At 45.2% G+C, this 24,307-nt stretch carries 18 protein-coding genes; 9 read left to right on the top strand and 9 right to left on the bottom strand.

Features of this window, described 5'->3' with window-relative positions:
* Nucleotides 1–42: 42 nt before the first annotated feature.
* The 5 genes from DFP76_RS12415 to DFP76_RS12395 all read right to left on the bottom strand — a co-directional run bounded on the left by DFP76_RS12415 (nucleotide 43) and on the right by DFP76_RS12395 (nucleotide 6,645).
* Complete coding sequence (locus DFP76_RS12415) at nucleotides 43–1,410, bottom strand: sigma-54-dependent transcriptional regulator (protein WP_113874954.1); 1,368 nt, start codon at nucleotides 1,408–1,410, stop codon at nucleotides 43–45.
* Between the two features lies 1 nt (nucleotide 1,411).
* Entirely contained in the window at nucleotides 1,412–3,487 is a 2,076-nt protein-coding gene (locus tag DFP76_RS12410) for an ATP-binding protein (protein ID WP_245931932.1), read from the bottom strand.
* Between the two features lie 70 nt (nucleotides 3,488–3,557).
* Entirely contained in the window at nucleotides 3,558–4,508 is a 951-nt protein-coding gene (locus DFP76_RS12405; RefSeq protein WP_113874953.1) for an AEC family transporter, read from the bottom strand.
* 34 nt (nucleotides 4,509–4,542) lie between these two features.
* Entirely contained in the window at nucleotides 4,543–5,220 is a 678-nt protein-coding gene (locus DFP76_RS12400) for a response regulator (RefSeq protein ID WP_063331850.1), read from the bottom strand.
* Between the two features lie 18 nt (nucleotides 5,221–5,238).
* Nucleotides 5,239–6,645 (bottom strand): ATP-binding protein, encoded by a 1,407-nt coding sequence (locus DFP76_RS12395; RefSeq protein ID WP_113874952.1) that lies wholly within the window; start codon nucleotides 6,643–6,645, stop codon nucleotides 5,239–5,241.
* Nucleotides 6,646–6,880: 235 nt separating this feature from the next.
* Here DFP76_RS12395 and DFP76_RS12390 point away from each other — a divergent pair, with 235 nt between their 5' ends.
* From DFP76_RS12390 to DFP76_RS12380, 3 genes are all read left to right on the top strand, one after another.
* Nucleotides 6,881–7,774, top strand: coding sequence for an acyltransferase (locus DFP76_RS12390; RefSeq protein ID WP_113874951.1), 894 nt, complete (start codon nucleotides 6,881–6,883; stop codon nucleotides 7,772–7,774).
* A gap of 126 nt (nucleotides 7,775–7,900) precedes the next feature.
* The gene (locus tag DFP76_RS12385) at nucleotides 7,901–8,617 is read left to right on the top strand and encodes a YebC/PmpR family DNA-binding transcriptional regulator (protein WP_113874950.1); all 717 of its coding nucleotides are present in this window, start codon (nucleotides 7,901–7,903) and stop codon (nucleotides 8,615–8,617) included.
* Between the two features lie 63 nt (nucleotides 8,618–8,680).
* Nucleotides 8,681–8,878: a DUF1289 domain-containing protein gene (locus tag DFP76_RS12380; protein WP_113874949.1), complete on the top strand. Its 198-nt coding sequence runs from the start codon at nucleotides 8,681–8,683 to the stop codon at nucleotides 8,876–8,878.
* Nucleotides 8,879–8,894: 16 nt separating this feature from the next.
* On the opposite strand, the gene DFP76_RS12375 is transcribed toward DFP76_RS12380, so the two are convergent.
* Nucleotides 8,895–10,121 carry a glycosyltransferase gene (locus DFP76_RS12375; RefSeq protein WP_113874948.1) on the bottom strand — a complete coding sequence of 409 codons (1,227 nt, stop codon included), beginning with the start codon at nucleotides 10,119–10,121 and terminating at the stop codon, nucleotides 8,895–8,897.
* Between the two features lie 168 nt (nucleotides 10,122–10,289).
* Between DFP76_RS12375 and fabV the strand changes: the two genes are divergently transcribed.
* Nucleotides 10,290–11,492, top strand: a complete 1,203-nt coding sequence (gene fabV, locus DFP76_RS12370; RefSeq protein WP_113874947.1) for an enoyl-ACP reductase FabV — start codon at nucleotides 10,290–10,292, stop codon at nucleotides 11,490–11,492.
* Nucleotides 11,493–11,608: 116 nt separating this feature from the next.
* On the top strand, nucleotides 11,609–12,145 hold the full coding sequence (locus DFP76_RS12365; RefSeq protein ID WP_113874946.1) for a hypothetical protein: 537 nt from the start codon (nucleotides 11,609–11,611) through the stop codon (nucleotides 12,143–12,145).
* Here the strand turns inward: DFP76_RS12365 and DFP76_RS12360 are convergent.
* From DFP76_RS12360 to ubiG, 3 genes are all read right to left on the bottom strand, one after another.
* Entirely contained in the window at nucleotides 12,122–15,202 is a 3,081-nt protein-coding gene (locus tag DFP76_RS12360) for an insulinase family protein (RefSeq protein ID WP_113874945.1), read from the bottom strand. The genes DFP76_RS12365 and DFP76_RS12360 overlap by 24 nt on opposite strands.
* Before the next feature lie 74 nt (nucleotides 15,203–15,276).
* Nucleotides 15,277–16,020: a YciK family oxidoreductase gene (locus DFP76_RS12355; protein ID WP_113874944.1), complete on the bottom strand. Its 744-nt coding sequence runs from the start codon at nucleotides 16,018–16,020 to the stop codon at nucleotides 15,277–15,279.
* 21 nt (nucleotides 16,021–16,041) lie between these two features.
* Nucleotides 16,042–16,764 carry a bifunctional 2-polyprenyl-6-hydroxyphenol methylase/3-demethylubiquinol 3-O-methyltransferase UbiG gene (gene ubiG, locus DFP76_RS12350; RefSeq protein ID WP_113874943.1) on the bottom strand — a complete coding sequence of 241 codons (723 nt, stop codon included), beginning with the start codon at nucleotides 16,762–16,764 and terminating at the stop codon, nucleotides 16,042–16,044.
* A gap of 355 nt (nucleotides 16,765–17,119) precedes the next feature.
* On the opposite strand from ubiG, the gene gyrA reads away from it, so the two are divergent.
* The 4 genes from gyrA (at nucleotide 17,120) to DFP76_RS12330 (ending at nucleotide 24,298) form a co-directional block, all read left to right on the top strand.
* The gene (gene gyrA / locus DFP76_RS12345) at nucleotides 17,120–19,774 is read left to right on the top strand and encodes a DNA gyrase subunit A (RefSeq protein ID WP_113874942.1); all 2,655 of its coding nucleotides are present in this window, start codon (nucleotides 17,120–17,122) and stop codon (nucleotides 19,772–19,774) included.
* Nucleotides 19,775–19,848: 74 nt separating this feature from the next.
* Complete coding sequence (serC, locus tag DFP76_RS12340; protein ID WP_113875051.1) at nucleotides 19,849–20,928, top strand: 3-phosphoserine/phosphohydroxythreonine transaminase; 1,080 nt, start codon at nucleotides 19,849–19,851, stop codon at nucleotides 20,926–20,928.
* A gap of 4 nt (nucleotides 20,929–20,932) precedes the next feature.
* Nucleotides 20,933–22,054 carry a prephenate dehydratase gene (gene pheA, locus DFP76_RS12335; protein WP_113874941.1) on the top strand — a complete coding sequence of 374 codons (1,122 nt, stop codon included), beginning with the start codon at nucleotides 20,933–20,935 and terminating at the stop codon, nucleotides 22,052–22,054.
* Nucleotides 22,055–22,060: 6 nt separating this feature from the next.
* On the top strand, nucleotides 22,061–24,298 hold the full coding sequence (locus tag DFP76_RS12330; protein WP_113874940.1) for a prephenate dehydrogenase/arogenate dehydrogenase family protein: 2,238 nt from the start codon (nucleotides 22,061–22,063) through the stop codon (nucleotides 24,296–24,298).
* Nucleotides 24,299–24,307 lie beyond the last annotated feature (9 nt).

Below are 24,307 nucleotides of genomic sequence, written 5' to 3'. Positions count from 1 at the left end.
TCTTTCCTCCATGACTGGCCCAAAAAGCCTAAAAAGCGAAGGTTATTTTAAATAATCTGCCCTGTTAAGACCGTATTTTTGCATCTTTTGGTTTAAGGTTCGTCTTGGTAGTTGCAGCTGTTCTAATACTTGTTGGATATTGCCTTCTTGTTGATTCAGGCTGGCTTCGATCAAACTGCGCTCATATTCTTGTACTTTGACGCTCAAGGGTAATGGGGTTTGTGTGTCGATCTGTTCTTGTGCTTGGTAACCCGCCAAAATTTTAGCAATACTGGTATTGGCTTCAAGGGCATAGCGTAGGGCAACGTTTCTCAACTCTCGAACGTTTCCAGGCCAGCCATAAAGTGTCAAAGTCTCCAGGTCAATTGGGCTGAGAGGCCTAAATTCGCCGCCTCTTTGTTCAATGGCCTCTCGGCAAAAATGTTCGAAGAGTAAGGGAATATCTGAGCCCCTATGTCTGAGTTCGGGTAAGTGTATTTGCGACACATTTAAGCGAAAGAATAAGTCTTGTCGAAAGTCGGCAGTGTTTTGTAAATCTTGTTTCGCTGCTGCTACGACTCGAAGGTTAATGCTGATGGTGTGGTTACTGCCAATGCGTTCGACTTGGTTCTCTTGTAATACGCGCAGCAGTTTAATTTGCATCGCAAGGGGCATGCTTTCAATTTCATCAAGAAAGAGCGTGCCGCCACTGGCTAATTCCAGTTTGCCAATGCGTTGTTTGTGGGCACTGGTGAAAGCCCCCGCTTCATGACCGAAGAGTTCACTTTCAAATAAATCGGCTGGTATTGCGGCGCAGTTAATGGCGACAAAAGGTTTTTCTCGGCGAGGGCTGGCATCGTGTAATGCTTTCGCGACCAATTCTTTACCGCACCCGGTTTTACCATAGACAATCACATGGGCATCAATGTTAGCAAAGGTTTGAATTTGATGTCGTACCCGCACAATCTGTTCGTCTTGGCCAATAATAGACTCTTCTAAGCCATGCAAATCACCGAGGTATTGGCTTTGATTAGCCATCTGTAACTGTGTTTTTCGAGCTTGTTTGGCTTTTTCAACGGTCTGGATTAAGCGATTCGGGTCGAATGGTTTTTCGAGGAAGTCAAAAGCCCCATCGCGCAGAGCATTGACGGCCGTATCAATATCTCCGTGCCCAGTGATTAAAATAAAGGGTAATGAAGGATCTTGTGCAAGACATTGATTCATTAACGTCAGGCCATCCATTGGTGACATACGAATGTCGCTGACCACAATACAAGCTTGATCAGCTTGAAATTGATCAAGCAAAGTTTGCGCTTGGTGGAACTCTCTGACCTCATAATCAGAGAGTCTTAGCCACTGAGCTGTTGTGGAGCGTACTATCTCGTCGTCATCGAGCAACCATATTTCAATTGAAGAAATGTCGTTTTGCATTTTATGCCTTTAATAAACGTAATCGGAAAACCAATTCTGCCGCATCATTATAACTTGCTTGCAACTTACCATTCATGTCTTTAGCTAGGTTGGCGCTGATTGCCATCCCCAAGCCTAAGCCCTTGCCAATGGGTTTGGTGGTGAAAAAAGGTTCGAATATGTGTGCTAGTTTGTCTTTCTCAATACCAGGGCCATTGTCTTTAAACTGCATCTCTATGTAGCCGTCATCGGAACTTAATGAAATGTCGATGGCGGGCGTGATGTTGACCTCGGCACAGGCTTGAAGACTGTTGCTGATTAAATTAGTGAAAATCTGTTCAAGACGGCTTGGCTCAGCTAAGACTAAGTCATTTTCATGGCTGTGTAACTGATGGGTGAGGCCGTGCGCTTCTTCGCCTAGATGGTGGAGTGCTTTTTGAAAGCACTGGCGAATGGAGGTCGGTGCTAGTTGTTCTGGTCGACGATAAGCAAAGACCTTTAACTCGCTAGTGAGCTTTTGCATTCTCACCACCAATGACTCTAGGTCCGAGATGACCTTGAGCGCTTGTTCGGAGTCTTGTCGTTTTAACAGCAATTCAGCGGTGTAGGTGAGGGTACGAATGCCTGTTAAGGGTTGATTAAGCTCATGAGCAATGGCGGTAGACATTTGGCCGATCGCTGCCAATTTTTCCGTTCTAAGAAGTTCTTTTTGCGCGACTTGTAGGGCTTGAGTTCGTTCCAGCACCCTATCTTCGAGTCTGGCATTGGCTTCAAGCAAACTGAGTTCGGCTCTTTTACGTTTGCTGATATTGAGTAGGGTGACCAGATAACCTAATGAGTGATCCCATTGCAAAGGAGAAACAGACAGCAGCGCCGGAAAAGTAGTGCCATCATGCTTTTGAAGAATCACTTCTTGTTCGAGCAGGTCTTCGTTGTTATGAATGTCGCCGCTACTCAGCGCGCTTAGAAAGCGCCGCGCGGTTTGGTTCTCAGCGCGCTCTGGTAAAAGAGTCATTAGATTGTGTGAGATAAGTGGGTGGTGTTCACCAAAGTAACGTTTACCCATTGGGTTAACAAAGGAAATGTGACCTTGGTTGGTGAGCAGTAGTAAGCCGACGTGGGTGTTTTCGATAAGCACCCGTTGTTGTAAGACACTGTTGGCAATGAGATGTTGGTTTTCTAACTTAGACGCAATTTTCAGTGATCTTTCTCGTCGATACAGCCAGAATACAAAGAGTAAAGTGAAAAAGCCTAAGCTCACCCAAGCCATGTTATGCGCTGTTTTTTGTATGTTGTTTAAGCTCGAAAGATAATGAATTTGCCATTTTAAATCGTCCAGTAACACGTCTTGTAATAAGTAGTGCTGATCGTTTAGGCGATAGGTTTTGGCGTTAGTGTGATCAAGAAATTGAATGGCTTTGGGGCTATTAAGCCAGTCGCTGGTGATGACGCGGTTAAGTTTATTGGCGACAAACACCAGATCGTTTTGATCTGTCATGAACACCAGGTCATCCAGTAGATTCCAGCGTTCAATCAAATCATTGACATTGATTTTGACGGCAATGGCTCCGGACAGTTTGCCGGTTTGACTGTAAACCGGTGACAGGGCCAAATGCGCAGACTGAAACGCAGTGGGGCTGTAACCCGAAATAAGCAGGTATTCTCCCTGATATTCTTTAAGAGTGTCACTTAGGTCAGCAAGGTTAAAATAGTCTTCTAGCTCAAAGTTAAGAGATTGTTCACTGGACAGCATTTCCTCCCCTTTGGCGGATAGGATAAACCAGTCTTGGGTTTTAGAGACGTGTGTTAAGTCTTCAAGCTGTCGCTGCATTTGTTGCTTTATCGCTTGTTCATTTGGGTCTTGCATAAAAGCTAACAGGGTTGGATTATCCGCTAGGGCATAAGGGAGAATCTGATAGTTTTTAAGCTCATTACGTAATTCAATGACGTAGTCCAGTAGTCTATCTTGGCCTTCGTTATGCTTTTCGATAATGAGAACCTGATAGGCTAACTTGTTTACGATGAAAAACAGCAATGCCATGCTAGCCAGCCCTAGGCTGACAAACGACAGTCTGTGCTTTTGAAATAATGCGATCAAGAAAAGGCTCTATTTACTGTGGCGGTGATTTTTACCAGCACCCATCTTACTTAGGTTGCAGTCCGTCGCGTTAGATAAGTGCCAAACTGCGTAACAAGGTAACGCCAATGCTGGTGGTAATCAAGGAAGCCAGTGTGGTGATAACAATGATGTTCGCAGCAAGAGTGGAATTACCGTTCATCGCTCTCACCATAATATAACTGGCGGACGCACTGGGTGCTGAAGACATTAGGAAAAGTACCCCAAGCTCCATGCCGCGATACCCTAATAAATAGCCACCGAAGGTCAGTACAATAGGAATGAAAATGAGTTTGCCGATGGAGGAGAGTACAGCGCCAAATAAATCCTTACGCATGGAACTGAAGCTTAATGAGGCACCTGCACAGAGCAATGCGAGTGGTAATGTCATTTGCGCAAAGTAGTCACCGGCTTTGTGTAAAGTCGCCGGAAGATGAAGTCCAAAAATAGAAAACACAAAGGCGGCAACGATGGCGATGATCAACGGGTTTTTTGCAATGCCTTTAAAGATGCCTTTGAAATTGGTACTGCCGCCGAGACCACGAGTTAAACCAATGACTGACAAGATATTGAATAATACGGTAACGCCGCCCAAATACACGGAGGCCACGGCGAATACTGTATCGCCATAGGCATTGACGCAGTAGGCCAGGCCTATGATGCCCATGTTGGAGCGAAAGGCTCCTTGAACCAGTACCGCACGCTCTGCTTTGTCTTTGATCCAAATAGGCATGATCAGTTCAAGGGCAATGTAGGTGACGACCACAGCCAGCATGGCATAAATAACCAGTGAAAAGTCAGTTTCACTGGTTAGGCTGGTTTTGGAAATACTGATAAAGAGTAAGGCGGGTAAAGTGACGTTGAACACCAGTTTAGACGCAGTATCGATAAAATTGTCATTGATGATGCGAACTCGATAGAGAATGATCCCCAATGCCAAGATTAAGAATATTGGCATAGTAATGGAAAACGAGAATGCCAATACGTCTAAAAAGTTGTCCAACTTATGTCCCTTTTACTGGTTATTTTGGTGTGGCTTAGTCGTTGTTTTCGAAACGGTAACCCGCACCATAAACAGAGTGAATTACGTTAAGCTCTGGCGCCACAGCGGAGATCTTCTTACGCAATTTCTTAATGTGGCTATCGATTGTACGGTCACTTACCACACGGCTGTCGGCATAGATGCTCTTCATAATGAGGTCGCGGCCAAACACTCGTCCAGGTTCTTTGATCAGTAACTGAAGCAATTGGAACTCAACGGTTGTTAGGTCGATCAATTCACCTTTGTAAGTTGCACGAAGGCGATCCACATCAAGGTCAAATCCATCCGTGCGAGGTGATTCTTCTTGGTCAAGTTCAACACGACGCAAGTTGGCTTTCACACGGGCAACAATTTCACGAGGGCTGAAAGGTTTGCAAACGTAATCATCTGCGCCCATTTCAAGACCGATTAGACGGTCAATTTCTTCGGCTTTCGCTGTGACCATGATTATCGGAACGCCACTGAATTGACGTACTTGTTTACAGATTTCAACGCCGTCTAAGCCTGGTAACATTAGGTCAAGAAGGATCAGGTCAACCTGATTGTTTTTAATGTAATTGACCGCCACGTCGCCACGGTCAAGGTGATGATGTTCGTATCCTGCTTGCTCTAGGTAAGCTCCCATCAACTCCGCTAATTTTGGTTCATCTTCAATAATCAGAATCTTGCTCATAGTGTTACTCGTTCCATATCAGTTTAAAGGGAGTTCTATTTTTATGCCTAAACCGCCAATTGGAGAATGGTAGGCGTTAATTTTACCTTGGTGACCATTCACAATGTTGGTGCAAATGGCAAGACCTAAACCGCGCCCGCCAGTGGCTCGGTTGCGTGAATTTTCAATACGATAAAACTGCTCGAAGATTCGTTCTTTCTCTTCTTCGCTTACGCCAGGTGCACTGTCTTCAAATAGAATAACGGCTTTTTTACTTTGTTTCGATAGGCTAACTTTCAGTTTTCCTGGGGCATTTGTGTATTTTAGTGAGTTATTGATTAAATTCGAGAAAAGTTGATGCAAACGATCCGCGTCTCCCGTCATTTTAATGGGTTTGCTCTCTAAATCTTCAAACTCAATTTCCAGTCCGGCTTCATTGAATGGAAAGGTCATTGTTTGTACCGCTTGCTCAACGATGTCGTTTAGTTCTAGTTCTTCCATATCATAGTTCAAACTGCCCACGTCATGCATAGACAGCTGGTTTAGATCGTCAATCAAACGAGTGATGTGGATAGTTTCGTGTTGCAAAGACGCCAAGCTTTCAGGTGTTACCTTGATGATGCCATCCTGCATGGCTTCGATTTCGCCACGTAAAATCGCGACCGGGGTTCTTAGTTCGTGAGCCGTATCGGCTACCCAGCGTTTGCGAGCTTCGCGAGTATTTTCTAAGGTGCAGGCTAGGTGATTAAAGTCGCAACTTAGGTCCGCTAATTCATCGGTTCCTTTTACTTCAATACGGGTATCGAAACGACCAGCGGAAAGTTTTTTAGTCGCCATTCGCATAGAGCAAAGAGGGCGACTCAACCACTGTGCCAAAGGCCATGTGAGCAAGGCGGCAATGGCCAGCATGAAAGCTGAAATTAATAAGAAAGCTTCGCCTTGTTGTTTAACAAAACGCAGGGTTTGGTCCTGAACGAGTTCACGAATGGACCTCAAACCGACATAACCAACCACTCTGTCATCGACTTTTACCGCGTGGGTCTCTGCGCTGGCAAAAGGCGTGGAACCGATGATAGGACGTTTCTGTAGATCAAACAGTAAAAAACGTTGGCGATAATATTGTGATGGATAAATAAGGTCCAAATTTGGTGTGCTTGGTGGTGGCACAAGATCGCGTAGGTTCTCTAATTTGGCTTTATGCCATTCTCTTTCCATACGACTTTCTTGTACCAAGAAGTACCAATCATCATAGTAGATATATAGGTTGGCTGTACGATTGGCCATTTGCTCTAGGAAATCTCGGTCTCGTTCTGTTGCATAGGAAACAAAGCCTCGATCGAAACTCCACTGAAATACTTGCCACATGGAAACAATCAATAAAATGTTACTAAGAACAAAAACGGCAAAGAGCTTGTGTCGAATCTTTAAGCCTTTAAATGCAGTCATGGTTGAGCTTGAATTCCTATTTATTATCCAGCAAAGCATCGCAGGAAATGGGTGAAGACGATATGAGAACGGGTCTTATACCAAGCTAATATTTTATAAATACGCTAATCGTATGTTTACTATACAGTTTCTTAGCAAAACTTGGCTACTTGTCAGACGTGTAAATAATGAGGATTTCCATTCTGCCACTAGCTTTAGTATTATGCGCAAAAATTATTCCAATAGAGTTACGATAATGCCCAAATTACCTGCTGTTCGAGCAGTCATTTCCCTTTCTTTGATCGTGTTAAATACCTTGTTTTGTTTCTTGCCGGTGATGTTTTTGGCAATCCTGAAGTGTCTTTTACCGATCGCGTCGATTCGAGCCCGTTTGAATTTATTATTAGATCACATTGCCACCTTTTGGATTGGGGTAAATAACGTTAATCAACGTTATTTAGGTCGATCTCATATTGCGGTGTCAGGACAGCAAACGTTGCTCGAAAAAGACTGGTATATGCTGGTTGCCAACCATCAATCATGGGTGGATATCTTGGTCTTACAGCGTTTGTTTAATCGTCGTATTCCCTTTATTAAATTCTTTCTAAAGAAAGAATTGATCTGGGTGCCTTTTATCGGATTGGCATGGTGGGCATTAGAGTTTCCTTTTATGAAGCGCTATAGCCCAGCACTGTTAAAGAAGCGTCCGGAGTTAAAAGGCAAAGACATTGAAGTAACCAAAAAAGCGTGTGAAAAATTTCAGCATTTTCCAGTGTCCATCATGAATTTCCTAGAAGGAACACGTTTCACCGCCGAGAAACATCAGCAACAAAACAGTCCGTTTAAGCATTTGTTGTCACCCAAAGCGGGTGGTTTGTCGTTTGCATTAAATGCAATGGATGGCAAGTTGCACCAATTAATTGATGTGACCATTGTTTATCCCAACGGAGCTCCGAGCTTTTTTCAGTATCTGTCAGGTAAGGTTAAAGAGATTAAGGTGCACGTTCGTACCATGCCAATCGATTTGAATTTACTGGGTGACTACCAGAATGATGCTGACTATCGGCACCATTTTCAGCAATGGGTTAATGCATTGTGGTTGCAAAAAGATAAGCAATTTGACGACTTGCTAACGTCTAGCAAGTCGTAAGTGATTCTGACTCGACGACCGATTAGCCTCCATAGAGTGAGTGTTTTATCCTGTTATTGGAGTTCCTTCTTCCGGTGGTACGAGTTAGAATCTTTCTTTTAAATGGGTAATCAATAGGAATAAGTAATGGGCAGAGCCTTTCAGAATCGCAAAGAGTCCATGGCAAAAACTTCTGACCAAAAAGCCAAGGTTTACAGTAAATACGGCCGTGAAATTTATGTTTGTGCCAAGTCCGGTGGTATTGATCCAAATGGCAACCTTGCGTTGCGTTCATTGATTGATCGCGCGAAAAAAGATCAGGTGCCAACCCACGTTATCGATAAAGCAATTGATAAGGCCAAAGGTGGCGGCGGAGAAGATTTTGATACGGCGCGATATGAAGGCTTTGGACCTGGCAACACCATGGTCATTGTGGACTGTCTGTCAGATAACCCAAATCGTACCTTTGGTGATGTGCGTACTTGTTTCAACAAGGTAAAGTGTAAGATCGGTGGTCAGGGTAGTGTGAGTCACATGTTTGATCACAGTGCCATTTTTGTCTTCAACGGTGATGATGAAGAAGCCGTACTGGAAGCTTTGATGATGGCTGACGTGGATGTGACCGACATCGAGTTGGAAGATGGTAAAGTCACAGTATTTGCGCCAAACACAGAATACGCTAAAGCAAAGGCCGCCTTAACAGATGCGTTTGGCGAGATTGAATTTGACGTTGACGAAATTCAATTCGTGGCGCAAAACATGACGGAAATCTCAGGCGAAGAGGTTGAGCAGTTTGATCGTTTCCTAGATTTGCTGAATGACTTAGACGATGTTCAGCGTGTTTATCATAACGCAGAATATTAATTGATTAGGCACCTTGCTTCTTGAGTGAGGTGTCGGTTTTTCCTGTATTGGCTGGAGACACCAATGGATCATCATGAAAATAAGGTGCCATCCCCGTGCGTCAATGTTTGTTTTCTAAATGAAGACGATGTGTGCGTTGGTTGTTATCGCACTGGCCATGAAATTAGCCAATGGGGGCGAATGGATGTCGCGTCTCAGCAAGCGGTGATGGAAAAGGTGCGCGAGCGAGAAGCGGCCAGCCAATTTGTCAGTCAATCCTAATCACACTTTTTAGTGATTACTCCTGTTTGTTCTTCAACTCAATCCATTGTGACATATATTGCGTACTTTTTAGGCTGTGATGTCTGAGCATTAAGCCTAAGAAATGTTGTTGGCGAAGTGGGTTTTTGAGCTGTATTTGCCGCGTTAATCGATTGATTAATTTGCTTTCCCATTCACTGGCTTGGTAGCGAGCTTGTAAAATCTGCAAACCATTTTTCTGCATCAGTTGCCAGCTTTGTTGGTCTTCATAGAGCGACACGGCAGCATGAATAAACTCATCCATATCATCTGTAATGATGCCGTTCCAAGGCCATTCACCATGCATGGATTCAGCGCCAATAGGAGTGGTAATGCTCGGGGTTCCGACTTCCATGGCTTCGACTAGTTTACCTTTAATACCTGCGCCAAAGCGCAACGGCGCTAAGCAGATCCGAGCGCTTGCCATTACTTTTTTGGCGTCTTCTGCCCACCCTTTGATATGAAATCCTTGTTTGGGGTTGTGCAGTTGGGTCGCTTTAGGGGGCGGGTAAGCCCCGTAAATATGCAGTTCAGCCTGTGGTAGCCTTTGACGTATCTTGGGCCAAATTTCCGTTTTTAATTGCAGTACCGCATCCCAATTTGGCGCGTGGCGAAAATTGCCTATGCTGATGAAGTGTTGGCGTTGGTCAAATGCAACGAGTTCTTCGACTTTGGTTGGTGTGTCCAGCATAAACGGCAAATGCATTAGGTGCGTCTCAGGCACATGAAACTTGTCTTTTAATAGCTGGGTTTCAAACTCCGAAATCATCAGAGTTAAATCACAGCGGTGTATGGCAGCGATTTCTCGTATGCCTTGTTCGCTGTACAGATCGGTTAGTTGAAATTCACGTTGTGCTTTCAGTGCATTGTGTCGGGCTTGTCTGAGCGAATGCAGATCTTCTGTGTTTAGTACGCGCAGTGACTCTGGACTGAACTTTTCCACACGCCAGCCAAATTGTTCTTCCATCATGAATCGATCGAAGATGACAATGTCTGGTTTTTTGTCAGCTATATACTGGTCAAAGGTATCGCTGTTGAGTTCGATTTGGTCTTGTTGAATGTTGAGTTGGCTGAGGTCGGCCATGTGGTCGCTGAGTTGTGCAGGGCTAGCAAAGGTAATGTGCCACGCTTGATTGTAGAAGCTCTGCAGTAATTGCATCATGCGACTGCCTGCAGCAGAGGAGTTGGGTTCTGGCCAAACATAGCCAATCACTAATACTTGCACTTGAATCTCTTCAATGTCGACGGAGGAAGTTTTTGATTCTGTATTTAAACGAGAATCAGGACATATTGTTTCGGCTATTGTATCATGGCGGTCACATTTGTGTTGCCTGTCTCATTTGAAGGGATTGTCAGGCAAGACGTAAGCAAAACATGATGTTGAGAAAATACTATGATCATTAAACCAAAAATTCGTGGATTTATTTGTACAACGACTCATCCAGTGGGCTGTGAGCAAAATGTAAGAGAGCAGATTGCGCTTACAAAGAAAAATGGCGCTATTGAAAATGGCCCTAAAAAAGTACTCGTGATTGGTTCTTCTAGTGGTTATGGTCTTTCTTCACGTATTGCTGCCGCGTTTGGTTCAGGTGCTGCCACCATTGGTGTTTTCTTTGAAAAACCTGGGACAGAGAAAAAGCCAGGCACAGCTGGTTGGTACAATGCGGCAGCATTCGATAAAGCAGCGAAAGAAGAAGGCCTGTATGCGAAAAGCATCAATGGCGATGCATTCTCTAACGAAGCTCGTGACAAAGTGATTGAGTTGATCAAGGAAGACCTTGGTCAAATTGATATGGTGGTTTACTCATTGGCGTCGCCAGTTCGTAAATTACCTGAAACAGGCGAAGTGGTTCGTTCTGTGTTGAAGCCGATTGGTCAGCCATACCGTTCTACTGCCATTGATACTAACAAAGATGTCATTATTGAGGCGGAAATTGAGCCAGCAACCGAAGAAGAGATCGCAGCAACTACTACCGTAATGGGTGGTGAAGATTGGGAATTGTGGATGTCGGCGCTTCAGGAAGCGGGCGTATTAGCAGAAGGTGTTCGCACTGTTGCTTACTCTTACATTGGTTCTGACATCACTTGGCCTATCTACTGGCATGGCGCCCTAGGTAAAGCGAAAGAAGATTTGGATCGTGCTTCTGCTGCCATCAACACACAATTGTCTGCCTTGAAAGGTGGGGCAAATGTGGCGGTTCTTAAGTCTGTGGTCACTCAAGCGTCTTCCGCGATCCCGGTTATGCCATTGTATCTAGCTATGGTGTTCAAGGTGATGCGTGAAAAAGGTCTCCATGAAGGTTGCATGGATCAGATCTATCGCATGTTCGCAGAACGTTTGTTTAATAACCATAACCCTGCAGAGCTTACTGATGATGCCAATCGTCTGCGTTTGGATGATTGGGAATTGCGAGATGACGTGCAGCAGGCTTGTCGTGACCTTTGGCCACAAGTGAATGATGAGAACTTGTTTGCGAAAACCGATTACCAACTTTACAAAGACGAGTTCTTGAAGTTGTTTGGTTTTGGAATCGACGGTGTGGATTATGAAGCGGATGTGAATCCGGTAGCGGATTTTGAGGTGATTACACTGTAATCGACTCAAGCTATTGAGAGGCATTCCGATAAAAGGAGTTCAGAGGTAATCTGAACTCCTTTTTTATTTTGGGTATATCTCTTATAGTGTGGTTATTGGATTTGCTTGGTAAGACTATGAAGCCAGTTTGTTATGTGTTGTGTGTTTTTTCTTCGGCTGTTTTGGCGCAAACAGTTGAGCGCCAACCTGTGGAAATTATTTATGGCAATCAAGTGATTCGGGCTGAACATCAAGTTGTTCTCAGTTCAAAAGAGGAAGTGTCGATTATTCCGGTTGATAAAACCTCGCAAGAGCGTAAGCCAAATGTCGTGGTGTCTTCTAATGCTTCCGAAGCATCCTACTTGGAAGAAAATGCCATCGCTCAGCGTGAGCAAGAAATTTACGATGAGGTGAATCAACGAACCAAAGACGCCCCCTTTACGGTCTTATTTACAGGGAATGTACCGGAAGAAATTGAGGAAAGAAGGTTACGTATGATGCCTGAAATCGGCCTCTTAAATGAGCGTGGTGACACCGTGTCGGCCGAAGATGTTAAGCCTGAAGTGGGCGACTTCTCACCAATTGGGCAAGGTGTTTCACCAATTCCTTCTGGAAAGTCAGGCGAATCGTTGCAATCTAAGCAGAAGAAATTAGAGGCTCTGATTGGTGGCTGAGGTTTCTTGCCAGATGGGTTGATCACCCGTTAGTTCATCTGGAAAGGCTTTGTTGTGCACAATGATGCGAGTGGTCTGATCGGATTCTATTTTCTGCTTTATAAAACGAACAAAATCTTCTTTTTTGATCTGCTCTATGGCGTCAATCCATTCTTCTTTGGTTTTAAAATTAGGCTCGGATTTAGCGATTTGAGGCCACTCTTTTAGCGCGTTTTCACTTAGGTTTTTTGCTTCTCGGATTGCCTTTGCCAACATGGCGTTTTTCGCCGCTTGGAAAGCTTCGTCCGTTAGGTTTTTTAGCTTAATTTCCTGTTCATCCAAAAAGCTTTCAATGGCTCTGATTAGGGTTAAATTATCTTTGTTTGGTGATTGCACCAGCAAACCTAAGATGGGGGTATTGCGGATGCTTAAATTTTGCGTGCCGACAATGTAGCCCATTTGTTTTTCTGTTCTCAGTTCTTGGTAGAACGCACTCTTTAATAATGTATTTAATAAGGTGAAATAGCACTTCTGAGCGATTGTGGTAGGGGATTCGTCCTGACTTTGATGGCTGGTGTCAATGAGGGTGTATAGAATGACGCTGTCATCGCTGCTGGAGGCGAATGCTGCGTGAAGTTTTTGCTGTGGCAAAATGCGCTTGGTTTCTATTTTGACGGGAGTGCGTTCAATTAGGCGTCCAATAAAGCGCTGGTATAAGGTGTCAGCGAGTTTTTGGGAACTTGCTTTGGTAATGTTGCCAGTACTGTAACCGACTATGTTAAAGCTCTCTCTGGCTCGTTTGGTAAAGTGTTCATAGTCGCTAAAGGATAAGGCCTGTAAAGCTTGCTCTAGGGCTTTGGTGGTGAAACTGTTTTTGGTGATGAGGGTGTTGAAGGCGGTATTCGCAATACGAAACGCTTGGCGATTTTGTTGATTCTTAAAATCTTTTGCTAATTGTTGTTTGGCTTGTTCGAACTTTTCTCGATTAGGGCGATAAAGAAAGAGCTGGTCGACTAGCCAGGTTAAGTATTCGCCTTGTTTGTCAGAATAGCCATTAGTGCGCAGGGTGACGCCATTTGCGTGTGGGTAGAAGCTGTAGCCCAAACCCGCAACATAGGGTGAGTAGGTGGCTTCACTGATGCTGGCATTAAACAATCGTGTCCATAATCGATTGGCGAGCATGTGTTTGGCGGTATCGCCGGCATGATCAAAGCGGATGGCCAAAAAATTCATCGCTGTTGGTTTGTTAAAGCTCGGATCGGATTTATGCCAGAAACGGAAGCCTGATTCTTCAAATACCACCGTCGGTTTGTCGTCCGCTTCCTCTATAACTTCAAGGCTATTAGGGATGAAAAGATTTTTTTGCGGAAGGCTAACGAAGGTGCTTTTTACCGCTAAGGTCATCATGTCTAACAAGGCTTGGCTGAAATGATGATTAGTGTATTGGGTTTGATACCAAGGCTCTTCCTGCCAATGAGAGGGTTCGGCAGCCCAATCTTCGGGGAAGGTTTGTTGGCTGGCGATTTGTATCAGTAGATTATTCGGTGTTAGTTGTTTTAAAAGCGCTTGAACTTCTGCTTGTGCGGCGGTGTTCTCAATTCTGTAACTGCCAAGTAAGTCGCTGATGTTGACCTTTAGCATGCGGGATGAGAGCGAGCGGGCCAAACGAATGGGGGTGACATAGCTTTGGTTGTTAAACATCAAGCGACTTAGTTTTAGTCCTTCCTCTAGGTACATGGGGTTAACTGGAGAGGATTTAAGTAGGCTAATGGTGGCGAAAAAATGTCTCGTGACATCGTTTATTTCTTTCATGCCTTTGTTGGTTAGATTGATGTTTACTGTGAAAAAGGCGTTGTGACCGTAATCATTGCTCGTCGAGGCTGAGATGCTGGTGATGAGATCCTCTGATTTTAAGGTTGAGTAGAGAGACTGCTTGTTTTCGTTGCCCAAAATGTATGACAGGTAGCGCGTAGGTTGGGTTTTGTAATTCTGCCCTTGTGCTGGGATTTGGTAGTAAAAACGAATGCTGTTGCGATCAGATAGTGAGCGCACAAACTGAAGTTTTGGTGACGCTAAGTCGCTTTTAATTAGGTCTGGATAAGTCTGATCTTGGTAAGGTTTGCTTGGGTGTTGTGGAATATCTGAAAAATAGTGTTGTGCTAGGTCTGCCAATTGCTCATGACCTAGATTGGCGACCAACACTAAAGCCATGTTTTCAGCATAATAATGTTGCTCATATAAATTCATTACCTGTTCTCTCAAAGGTTGATTGGGTCTGTCTTTGAGTGTTTTTAAATTGCCTACCGTAAAGCGGCTATAGGGGTGTTCTGAGTTGATGAGCGTCTTGAGTGCTTGGTTATTGCGACGACTGTCTGTTTTTATTTTGGCTTTGTATTCTGCGTCAACGGCATTTTTTTCCCTCTGAGTTAATGATTCGCTAAACAGCGGGGCGGTGAAGAATTGTGAAAATCTGTCGAGAGCGCCTTCATAAGCAGACGGTTTTACGTCAAAAAAGTAGTTGGTGTTGTCTGTGCTCGTGTAGGCATTGTGCGTTCCCGCGTTGTCATGTATGAAATATTGGTAGTCGCCAGACTCTGGGTATTTTTCGGTGCCCAGAAACAACATGTGTTCCAATAAGTGGGCAAGCCCGAGTTGTTGGTTAGGGTCCTGGAAGCTGCCGACCTTAACAGAAAGAGAGGCGGCAAACTTCTCTGCTTGTGGGTCGCTAACGAGGGTGACTTTGAGTCCATTGGACAGAGTGATGAAGTGGTATTGGCTCTGGTCGGTGCGGCTTTTATGTGGGATTGCTTCGATTTCACCAATTAAGTGATGCTTGGTGGTCAGGTTAGTAGCTTGGTTTTTTGTAGTTGTGTTTGTGTCTGTTGGGGTGGTTTCTTGTGTTCGTGTCTGGTTCTTCGGTGTGTCTGTGCTGGTGTTTGAAGTGTTGTCAGTAGTAGGTGTTGTTGCTTGAGCGACATCAACTTGTATTTCAGACGGAATGGTTTCTTGTGCTGAAAATAGAACACAACTAAAAGAAAGGCTAAATAGGCAGCAAAGGATGGTTACGGCTTTAATCATGAGTTCAGATTAACTGATGCCGCTGAATGGACGCAATGGGGGAGTGCGCCCCCATTGCTGAAATTACGAATTATTTATTGTGCATTGATGGATTGGCCATTGATTGTCAGGCTGTCTTTACCCATTAGATACAGATAAAGCGGCATGATGTCGTCGGCCGTTGCGAGGGTTTGAGGGTCTTCATCCGGATAAGCCGAAGCGCGCATGGCAGTTCTAGTGGCGCCAGGGTTAATGGCGTTGGCGCGGATGTTAGGGTTGCTGTCGCTCAGTTCACTGGCAAACAGTCCCATCATGGCTTCGGTCGCAAATTTAGAAACGGCGTAAGCGCCCCATTTGGGCTTCGCGGTACGGCCGACTCCGGAAGACGTAAAGATAATGGAAGCCGCTGGTGATTGCTCTAGCAATGGAAAAAGGGCTTGCGTTAGCATGAGTTGGCTCATGACATTGACGCGCATGACCTGTTCAAACAGAGTTGGGTCGTAGTGTTTCAGTTCGGCTCTGTCTCCCAATAAACTGGCGTTGTGTAAAATGCCATCAAGCTGGCCAAATTCACTTTTTAAGGTGTTGGCCAGTTCTAAGTATTCATGCTCGGAAGCGCCATCCAGATTGAGTGGTACGATGGCGGCTTGTGGGTAACCCTGACGTTCAATTTCGTCATAAACCGCTTCTAGTTTCTTGGTTGTGCGGCCCAATAGAATCACCGTAGCGCCATGCTTAGCGTAAGCAAGGGAGGCGGCTTTACCTATGCCGTCTCCTGCGCCTGTGACTAAAATAATTTTGCCTGATAGTAGTTGGCTTGGGGCTTGATAATCGAACATATCTCCTCCTTATGCCTTGTGTTAGGCGATGGGTTTTTGGGTGTGCATTAAATAGTTAACCGACACGTCTTTATCAGTGAGCTTATAGACTTTGGTTAGTGGGTTGTAGGTCATGCCTGTCATGTGCTGAACTTCTAATCCAGCCTCGCGTGCGAAGCTGTTTAATTCCGCTGGCTGAATGAATTTGGCGTAGTCATGAGTCCCTTTTGGTAGCATGTTGAGAATGTATTCAGCACCAATGATGGCAAACAAATAGGCTTTCGGGTTGCGATTGATGGTTGAGAAGAATACATGACCACCTGGTTTGACCAGTTTCATACAGGCACGAATGACAGATGCTGGGTCTGGAACGTGTTCAAGCATTTCTAGGCAAGTTACAACGTCGTATTGTTCAGCTTCTCGGTCGGCAATTTCTTCTGCTGTAATGCGTTCATAATCAATGTCTAAATTTGATTCTTCGCGATGAAGTTTGGCCACCGCAAGCGGTGCTTCGCCCATGTCGATGCCTTTTACTTGAGCGCCATGTTTGGCCATGGCTTCAGATAGAATGCCGCCGCCGCAGCCGATGTCGATGACTTTTTTGCCTTCTAACCCAGCACGTTCATTTATGTAGTTGGTGCGCAGTGGGTTGATGTCGTGTAAAGGTTTGAATTCATTTTCTGTGTCCCACCAACGGCTGGCCAGTGCTTCAAATTTGGCAACTTCATCTAGATCGACGTTGGTTTGTTGAGTATTCGTTGTCATGGATATGCCTTATATACATTGGATGATTGATACGTCCGGTGGGTTGGACTCAGGTTGTTGTGGCGGTCAAGGGTGCGAAAAAAAGACCGCCTGTGGTCATTAAGATAAGTATAGCGTTAAGACTTTATGGTGACCAATAACAATTCTTATTTTGCACTTTTCATGGCCAAGATTTTGCCCCCGGACAAAGAATTTTACGGAGCAAAATTGCAGTGAGATCATAATTACACGAATAGGCAACAAAACATCTTGCTGGAAGGGGTGTTATTTATTTCCTTGTGGTATAATGCGGCGCTTATAAAAAAGATATTAGGAAGCCCTTCGGGCTTACGAGGCATAAGGATCGATTGTATCTATGGGTGAATTAGCCAAAGAAATTATTCCCGTCAGTATCGAGAATGAACTTAAAGGGTCTTATCTCGATTACGCGATGAGTGTTATCGTGGGTCGCGCATTACCAGATGTACGAGATGGGTTGAAACCTGTTCACCGTCGCGTTCTATTTGCGATGAATGAACTTAAAAATGATTGGAATAAACCGTATAAAAAATCAGCGCGTATCGTTGGTGACGTAATCGGTAAATATCACCCTCATGGTGACTCTGCAGTTTACGATACGATAGTCCGTATGGCGCAACCATTTTCCATGCGTTACACCCTAGTCGATGGCCAAGGTAACTTTGGTTCGGTTGATGGTGATAGTGCCGCAGCGATGCGTTACACCGAGATCCGTATGGAGAAGATTTCTCATCATCTTCTCATGGACTTGGAAAAGGAAACGGTCGACTTTGTACCTAACTACGACGGTACAGAGTTTATGCCTGAAGTCTTGCCGGCTCGCGTGCCTGGACTTTTGGTCAATGGCTCAGCGGGTATCGCCGTTGGTATGGCCACTAATATCCCACCACACAACTTAGGCGAAGTGATTGATGGTTGCTTGGCTGTCATTGACAATAATGACATCACTATTGATGAGTTGATCGAACATATTCCAGGACCTGATTTTCCAACAGGGGCCTTTATTAATGGCCGTGCTGGCATCATTGAAGCCTACAAAACAGGTCGTGGCCGTATTTACATGCGTGCTCGCCATCACTTTGAAGACATGGAAAAAGGCAATCGCCAAGCCATCGTCTTTACTGAAATTCCTTACCAGTTAAATAAAGCTAAAGTGATTGAGAAGATTGCAGAACTGGTAAAAGAAAAGAAAATTGAAGGCATTAGCGAATTGCGCGATGAGTCTGACAAAGACGGTATGCGTATCGTGATTGAATTGCGCCGTGGTGAGAACCCAGACGTAGTTGTAAACAATATCTTTACTCAAACTCAATTGCAGTCTGTATTCGGTATGAATATGGTGGCCTTGGTTGATGGTCGTCCACAGCTGCTTAATTTGAAACAGATTTTAGAATGTTTCGTTAAGCATCGCCGTGAAGTAGTGACTCGTCGAACTATTTTTGAATTGCGTAAAGCGCGTGAGCGTGGCCATATCTTAGAAGGTTTGGCGGTAGCGTTAGCGAATATCGATCGCGTGATCGAGTTGATCCGAAACTCACCTACTTCCGCAGAAGCCAAAGAGAAGTTGGTTGCCGAGTCATGGCAGCCAGGTAACGTCATGGCAATGCTTGAACGAGCTGGTTCGGATGCGTGTCGTCCTGATGACTTGTCGCCAGAGTTTGGTTTTGTTGATGGTACTTACCATTTGTCACCTGAGCAGGCACAAGCCATTCTGGATTTGCGTTTGCACCGTTTGACTGGTCTAGAACATGAAAAATTAATGGACGAATACCGTGCATTAATTGATTTGATCGGTGAGTTGCTGGAAATCCTATCTAACCCAGATCGCTTGATGGAAGTGATTCGTGAAGAATTGGAAGATGTGCGTGAAATGTTCGGTGACGCTCGTCGTACTGAAATCCTTACGTCTCGCCAAGATCTGACCATTGCGGATTTGATTGATGAAGCGCCTATGGTGGTGACCATCTCGGATACGGGTTATGCCAAGTCACAACCGCTTGAGGAATATAAAGCTCAGCGTCGTGGTGGTCGTGGTAAGTCTGCATCGGCAATGAAAGAAGAAGATCACATTAATCACCTATTGGTAACCAGCAGTCATGACACTGTGATGCTGTTTACCAACTTCGGTAAAGTGTACTGGTTGCGTGTGTTTGAAATTCCGGTGGCCAGTCGTTCTTCGAAAGGTCGTCCGATTGTGAATTTGTTGCCATTGGCCGAAGGCGAACATGTTTCTGCGCTATTGCCATTAACCGCACCTGAAAAATCCGATTCTGATGAAGAAGAGGAAGTACAAGAGGCAAGCAGCTATATCTTTATGGCAACGGCTAACGGTACGGTGAAGAAAACGGCGATGGAGCACTTTGCTCGTCCACGTTCTACTGGTCTGATTGCGCTGAATTTAGACGAAACTGACGCCTTAGTTGGTGTGGCGCAAACGACGGGTGAGAACGACATTATGTTGGTTTCGAGCTCAGGTAAAACCATTCGTTTCTCTGAGAGTGATGTGCGCCCGATGGGCCGTACAGCTGCTGGTGTTCGTGGTATTCGCCTAGGTGAAGATGCGAAAGTAGTGTCTCTTATCGTTCCGCAAGAAGGTACTGCTGTGCTGATGGCTTGTGAGAATGGTTACGGAAAACGTACTTTGGTTGAAGACTTCCCAGTTTACGGTCGTGGTGGTCAAGGTGTTATCGGTATCCAGGTCTCTGATCGTAACGGTCCAGTGGTTGGTGCGACTCAGGTAGAGGAAACCGATGAAATCATGTTGATCACGGATCAGGGGACTTTGGTTCGAACTCGTGTTGGTGAAGTGTCTTGCCAAGGGCGTAATACCCAAGGTGTGACATTGATTCGTTTAACCAATGACGAACACCTAGTGGGTGTCGTTCGTGTTGAAGAAGACGAAGATGCTGATGACGAGGATGATGAACTACAGGCACCAGAGGCCGATAATCAAGCCGCGGCGGCAGAAGAGCCCGACGCAGCAGAAGATTAAGTAGTAATAAAGCGGCGCACTTGATGCGTCGCTTTTGTTTAGATTGGATCCTGATTTTTAGAGGTAAACACGGGATGAGTCGAGTATACAATTTTTGTTCTGGTCCAGCGGCACTTCCAGAAGCGGTATTGAAGAAAGCCCAAGCTGAGTTGTTGGATTGGCATGGTGCCGGTGTTTCTGTAATGGAAATGAGTCACCGTAGTACAGAGTTTATGTCAATCCTAGCGTCAGCTAAAGCGCGTCTAAAGCGCTTGCTAGAGATCGGTGATGACTACGAAATATTGTTTGTACAGGGCGGCGCGTCTACTCTGTTTGCTCAAATTCCAGCGAACTTGGCGAATGGATATGATTCGGCTTGTTATTTAGATACTGGTGCTTGGTCGACGAAAGCGATTAATGAAGCCAAGAAGTACACCAATGTAAAGGTCGTGGGTTCCTCTAAAGCAGATAATTACACCTATGTGCCGAAATGGTCTGATGTTGCCTTGGATGAAAGCGCTGCGTATTTGCACCTTTGTCCAAACGAAACTATTGGTGGTTTAGAATTTTCGGATTTGCCTGAAACGGATTTGCCTATTGTGGCAGATTTGTCGTCAACCATCTTGTCGCGCAAGATTGATGTCAGCAAATACGGTGTTATTTATGCTGGCGCTCAGAAAAACGTTGGTCCTGCAGGCATTGTGATTTGTATTATCCGCAAAGATTTATTGGCTCGCTGTGACGACTCTTTGCCAACCATTTGGAATTTTGCCAATTTGGCGAAACACGATTCTATGGTCAATACGCCACCGACCTTCGCTATTTATTTAGCTGATTTAGTGTTTGAGTGGTTGGAAGAGCAGGGCGGTGTCGCAGCAATGGAAGCGATTAACCAAGCGAAAGCCAAAGCCTTGTATGATTTCATTGATCAAAGCGCATTTTATGCGAACCCGATTGCGCCAGAAAATCGTTCACGTATGAATGTGCCGTTTACCTTGGCGGACGAATCGTTAGAAGCCACTTTTTTGGCAGAGTCTGAGGCGGCTGGCCTGCGTACATTGGCAGGTCACCGTTCTGTTGGTGGTATGCGTGCCAGTATTTACAATGCTATGCCAATGGAAGGTGTTCAAGCCTTGATTGATTTCATGAAAGCCTTCGAGAAACGTTACGGGTAATTTTATGTCTAATTCAAAAATAGCTGTGCCAGACACCTTACCACTATTGCGAGATCGCATTGATAGTATTGACTCGCAAATTCAGTCCTTAATTAATGAACGCGCCAGATGTGCTGAGAAAGTCGCTGAAGTGAAGTTGGCTGAGCAGGGCGATGAAGCGGTTGTTTTCTACCGACCTGAGCGTGAAGCTCAGGTATTGCGTCGTGTTATGGAGCGCAATGAGGGGCCACTTGGTAATGAAGAAATGGCGAAAATTTTTCGTCAGGTTATGTCTTCATGTTTGGCCTTAGAAAAACCGATGCGCATTGCCTTTTTAGGGCCTGAAGGTACTTTTACTCAGCAGGCTGCATTGAAGCATTTTGGTAAGTCCATTATCAGTGCGCCGATGGCGGCAATTGATGAAGTGTTTCGTGAAGTGGAATCCGGTGCGGCTAACTATGGTGTGGTGCCGGTTGAAAATTCTACCGAAGGTGTGGTGAATCACACTTTGGATACCTTCCGAGATTCGCAATTAAAAATTTGCGGTGAGGTGGAAGAGCGAATTCATCATCATTTGTTGTTGAGCCCTAATGTAAATGCGGATGATGTGACACACATTTATTCTCATCAGCAATCTTTGGCTCAGTGTCGTGCTTGGTTGGATCGCTATTGGCCGCATGTGGAGCGCGTGGCAGTTAGCTCTAACGCTGAGGCAGCACGTTTGGCGGCAGAGGCGGGGCGTAGTGGTCGAGCGATTGCGGCGATTGCCGGTGAAGTGGCATGTGAGTTATACGATTTGGTGAAGGTGTCGGCTAATATTGAAGATCGCCCTGACAACACGACTCGCTTTTTGATTGTGGGTACGCAGGATGTGCCAGCAAGTGGTAAAGATAAAACGTCATTATTGATCAGTGCGAAGAATGAGCCGGGTGCTTTGTATCGTTTGTTGGAAGCGTTTGAGCGTCACGGAGTCGATATGACTCGCCTAGAAACGCGTCCATCTTTGATGAGTCGTTGGGGTTACATCTTTTACATCGACTTTGTTGGGCATTATCAAGATCCAGAATGTCAGGCTGTCATTGAGGAACTGCGAGATCGTGCTGCTGAAGTAAAAGTGCTGGGCTCTTATCCTGTGGCGGTACTGTAATTAGCGATGAGTGAATCTACGTTGTCAGAAAATCAATTGAAGCAAGACCAATTTCCCTTTGGAAAAGTCATGATTGTTGGCTTGGGCATGATTGGCGGTTCTTTTGCGAAAGCGCTAAAAGAAAGAGGCTTGGCTGAACTTTATGCCGTTGATCGCCGTGAAGGTGAGTTGGCCTTAGGTGTCTCAACTGGAGTCATTGATTATCCGGCTGAATTGAGTGAGCAATACATTGCTCAGATGGATGTCATTGTATTGGCTACGCCGGTGCGTGCTATGGCCTCTGTGTTGGCTGATATTAAGCCGTACCTTGCTGAACATACTTTGTTGACTGATGTTGGCTCAACCAAAGGAAGTGTGGTGGAAGCGGCGGTGTCCGTATTCGGTCATATGCCGGCTAACTTTATTCCCGGCCATCCGATTGCTGGTGCGGAGAAAAGTGGTGTATTAGCCGCCAACTCTCAATTGTTTGAAAAGCACATGGCGATTGTAACACCTGTCGCCGATAGTGACCCTGTGCTAGTGGATCGTTTGCATCGATTGTGGCGCGCGATTGGTGCAGACGTTGTGAGTATGGATGTTGAGCACCATGACCATGTGTTGGCATCGTCTAGTCACTTACCTCATTTGTTAGCCTATACCTTAGTTGATGCTCTAGCCAACAGTGATCGTAGTCAGGATGTCTTTAAGTTTGCAGCTGGTGGTTTTCGTGATTTTACGCGAATTGCTTCCAGTGACCCTGTGATGTGGCGCGATGTATTCTTAGCCAACAAAGAGGCGACCTTAGCCACGCTTGACCAGTTCACGGCGCGTTTGGCGGATATGCGTGAGGCTATTGAGCAGGGTGATGGCGCCAGTATGTTTGGTGTTTTTACTCGTGCAAAGTCTGCTCGAGATCATTTCTTAAGGTTGCTTGAACAGCGTACTATTGCGCCGCAAAAAGATACCAGTTCAGTTTCTGTTTCGGTTTTACCTGCGTCTGTTATAAAAGGTGAAGTTTCTTTGCCTGGTGACAAATCCTTGTCACATATTGCGATTACTATGGCTGCGCTTTCAAAAGGTGTGAGCCAATTAACGAATGTTTGTCTTGATAACGGCGTTCGAGTCACGATTCAGGCATTACGTGATATGGGTGTGGTGATTGAGACTCTGTCAGACAGTTCGTTGCGGGTGCATGGTGTTGGCTTACGAGGTCTGAGAGCGCCAATAGCGCCAATTAATTTGCATCAGTCTGAATTAAGTTTGCATGTGTTGTTACCTGTGTTGGCTGGGCAGCCTTTTCAGGTTTCTGTCACGGCGGACGACCCTCTTTTAAATCGCGTTCGAAAGGATGTGTTTGATCTACTAAGGTCAATGGGAGCTGAATTAGCATTTGAGCGTGAAGACTGTTTGCCTGTTAAAATCACGCCTGCTGTGTCGAAGACCTTGTCTTTTAGTTTGGATGGGGCGTCACAAAAATTAATTGTCAGTGCGTTTATGGCAGGTTTGTTTGCTGAGCAGGGTGCGAGTTTGGCGTGTGCGCCACAGGGCGTCACTCAAATAGAAGTGCTGTTACAGCGTTTTGGTGTGCATGTTACGCGCTCCGAAACCACAGTGGCGCTTGCATCGGGTGAACTGATCTCAGCGGATGTTGAGATAGTTGCAGATATGTACAGTTCAGCCTGGATGGCATTGCTGGCCAGTTTATTGCCAGGTTCGGAGCTGGTAATGACGAATTTAGGTTTGGATGCCAGAGCGTTTGCGTTTTTTGCATTGCTTAAACAGATCGGAGCCGATATTGAAATGCCTGAGAAGGGTGTCTCCGGTTTATATGAAGGGCAAGTGGTGGTGCGCTTTGCTGAGTTGTCAGCGTTTCAGCTGTCAATTGAGCAGACGGATCAGCTAAGGACATTATTGCCGTTGCTTTGTGTGGCAGCGGCTTATGCCAAAGGTCAATCTCGAATGGATGGTATTGGGTGCTTGCCTTATTACCATGAAGATAGAGTGTTGGCATTGGTTGACGCGTTTGGTTTGGTGCAAGTGAATGCACAAATTGAAGCTGGTTGTTTGAGAATTGATGGCAGTGTTCCACAGGGAGGGGAATTGGACTGCGCAGGTGATCAATATTTAGCGCTTGCTATGTTAGCGCTTGGGGTAAGAAGTAAAACAGTTACTCAAATAGAAGATTGCCAAACATTATTAGAAGAATTTAGTGAGTTAGACGCGCAGGCTAAGCAATTAGGTTTACATTGCTCGGTGGCGCAATAGTTTTTTAAG

Origin of the sequence: Marinomonas aquiplantarum, assembly GCF_003314975.1 — a bacterium.
Taxonomy (GTDB): domain Bacteria; phylum Pseudomonadota; class Gammaproteobacteria; order Pseudomonadales; family Marinomonadaceae; genus Marinomonas; species Marinomonas aquiplantarum.
The sequence above is the reverse complement of the archived record's forward strand: the minus strand, read 5'-3'. Positions and strand labels throughout refer to the sequence as shown.

Excerpts from the sequence above, each read along its gene's own strand:
- DFP76_RS12395 (WP_113874952.1), bottom strand. The coding sequence starts at position 6,645 with ATGACTGCATTTAAAGGCTTAAAGATTCGACACAAGCTCTTTGCCGTT.
- DFP76_RS12390 (WP_113874951.1), top strand. The coding sequence starts at position 6,881 with ATGCCCAAATTACCTGCTGTTCGAGCAGTCATTTCCCTTTCTTTGATC.
- gyrA (WP_113874942.1), top strand. The coding sequence starts at position 17,120 with ATGGGTGAATTAGCCAAAGAAATTATTCCCGTCAGTATCGAGAATGAA.
- DFP76_RS12400 (WP_063331850.1), bottom strand. The coding sequence starts at position 5,220 with ATGAGCAAGATTCTGATTATTGAAGATGAACCAAAATTAGCGGAGTTG.
- DFP76_RS12385 (WP_113874950.1), top strand. The coding sequence starts at position 7,901 with ATGGGCAGAGCCTTTCAGAATCGCAAAGAGTCCATGGCAAAAACTTCT.
- pheA (WP_113874941.1), top strand. The coding sequence starts at position 20,933 with ATGTCTAATTCAAAAATAGCTGTGCCAGACACCTTACCACTATTGCGA.
- DFP76_RS12365 (WP_113874946.1), top strand. The coding sequence starts at position 11,609 with ATGAAGCCAGTTTGTTATGTGTTGTGTGTTTTTTCTTCGGCTGTTTTG.
- DFP76_RS12330 (WP_113874940.1), top strand. The coding sequence starts at position 22,061 with ATGAGTGAATCTACGTTGTCAGAAAATCAATTGAAGCAAGACCAATTT.
- DFP76_RS12355 (WP_113874944.1), bottom strand. The coding sequence starts at position 16,020 with ATGTTCGATTATCAAGCCCCAAGCCAACTACTATCAGGCAAAATTATT.
- ubiG (WP_113874943.1), bottom strand. The coding sequence starts at position 16,764 with ATGACAACGAATACTCAACAAACCAACGTCGATCTAGATGAAGTTGCC.
- serC (WP_113875051.1), top strand. The coding sequence starts at position 19,849 with ATGAGTCGAGTATACAATTTTTGTTCTGGTCCAGCGGCACTTCCAGAA.
- DFP76_RS12360 (WP_113874945.1), bottom strand. The coding sequence starts at position 15,202 with ATGATTAAAGCCGTAACCATCCTTTGCTGCCTATTTAGCCTTTCTTTT.
- DFP76_RS12380 (WP_113874949.1), top strand. The coding sequence starts at position 8,681 with ATGGATCATCATGAAAATAAGGTGCCATCCCCGTGCGTCAATGTTTGT.
- DFP76_RS12415 (WP_113874954.1), bottom strand. The coding sequence starts at position 1,410 with ATGCAAAACGACATTTCTTCAATTGAAATATGGTTGCTCGATGACGAC.
- fabV (WP_113874947.1), top strand. The coding sequence starts at position 10,290 with ATGATCATTAAACCAAAAATTCGTGGATTTATTTGTACAACGACTCAT.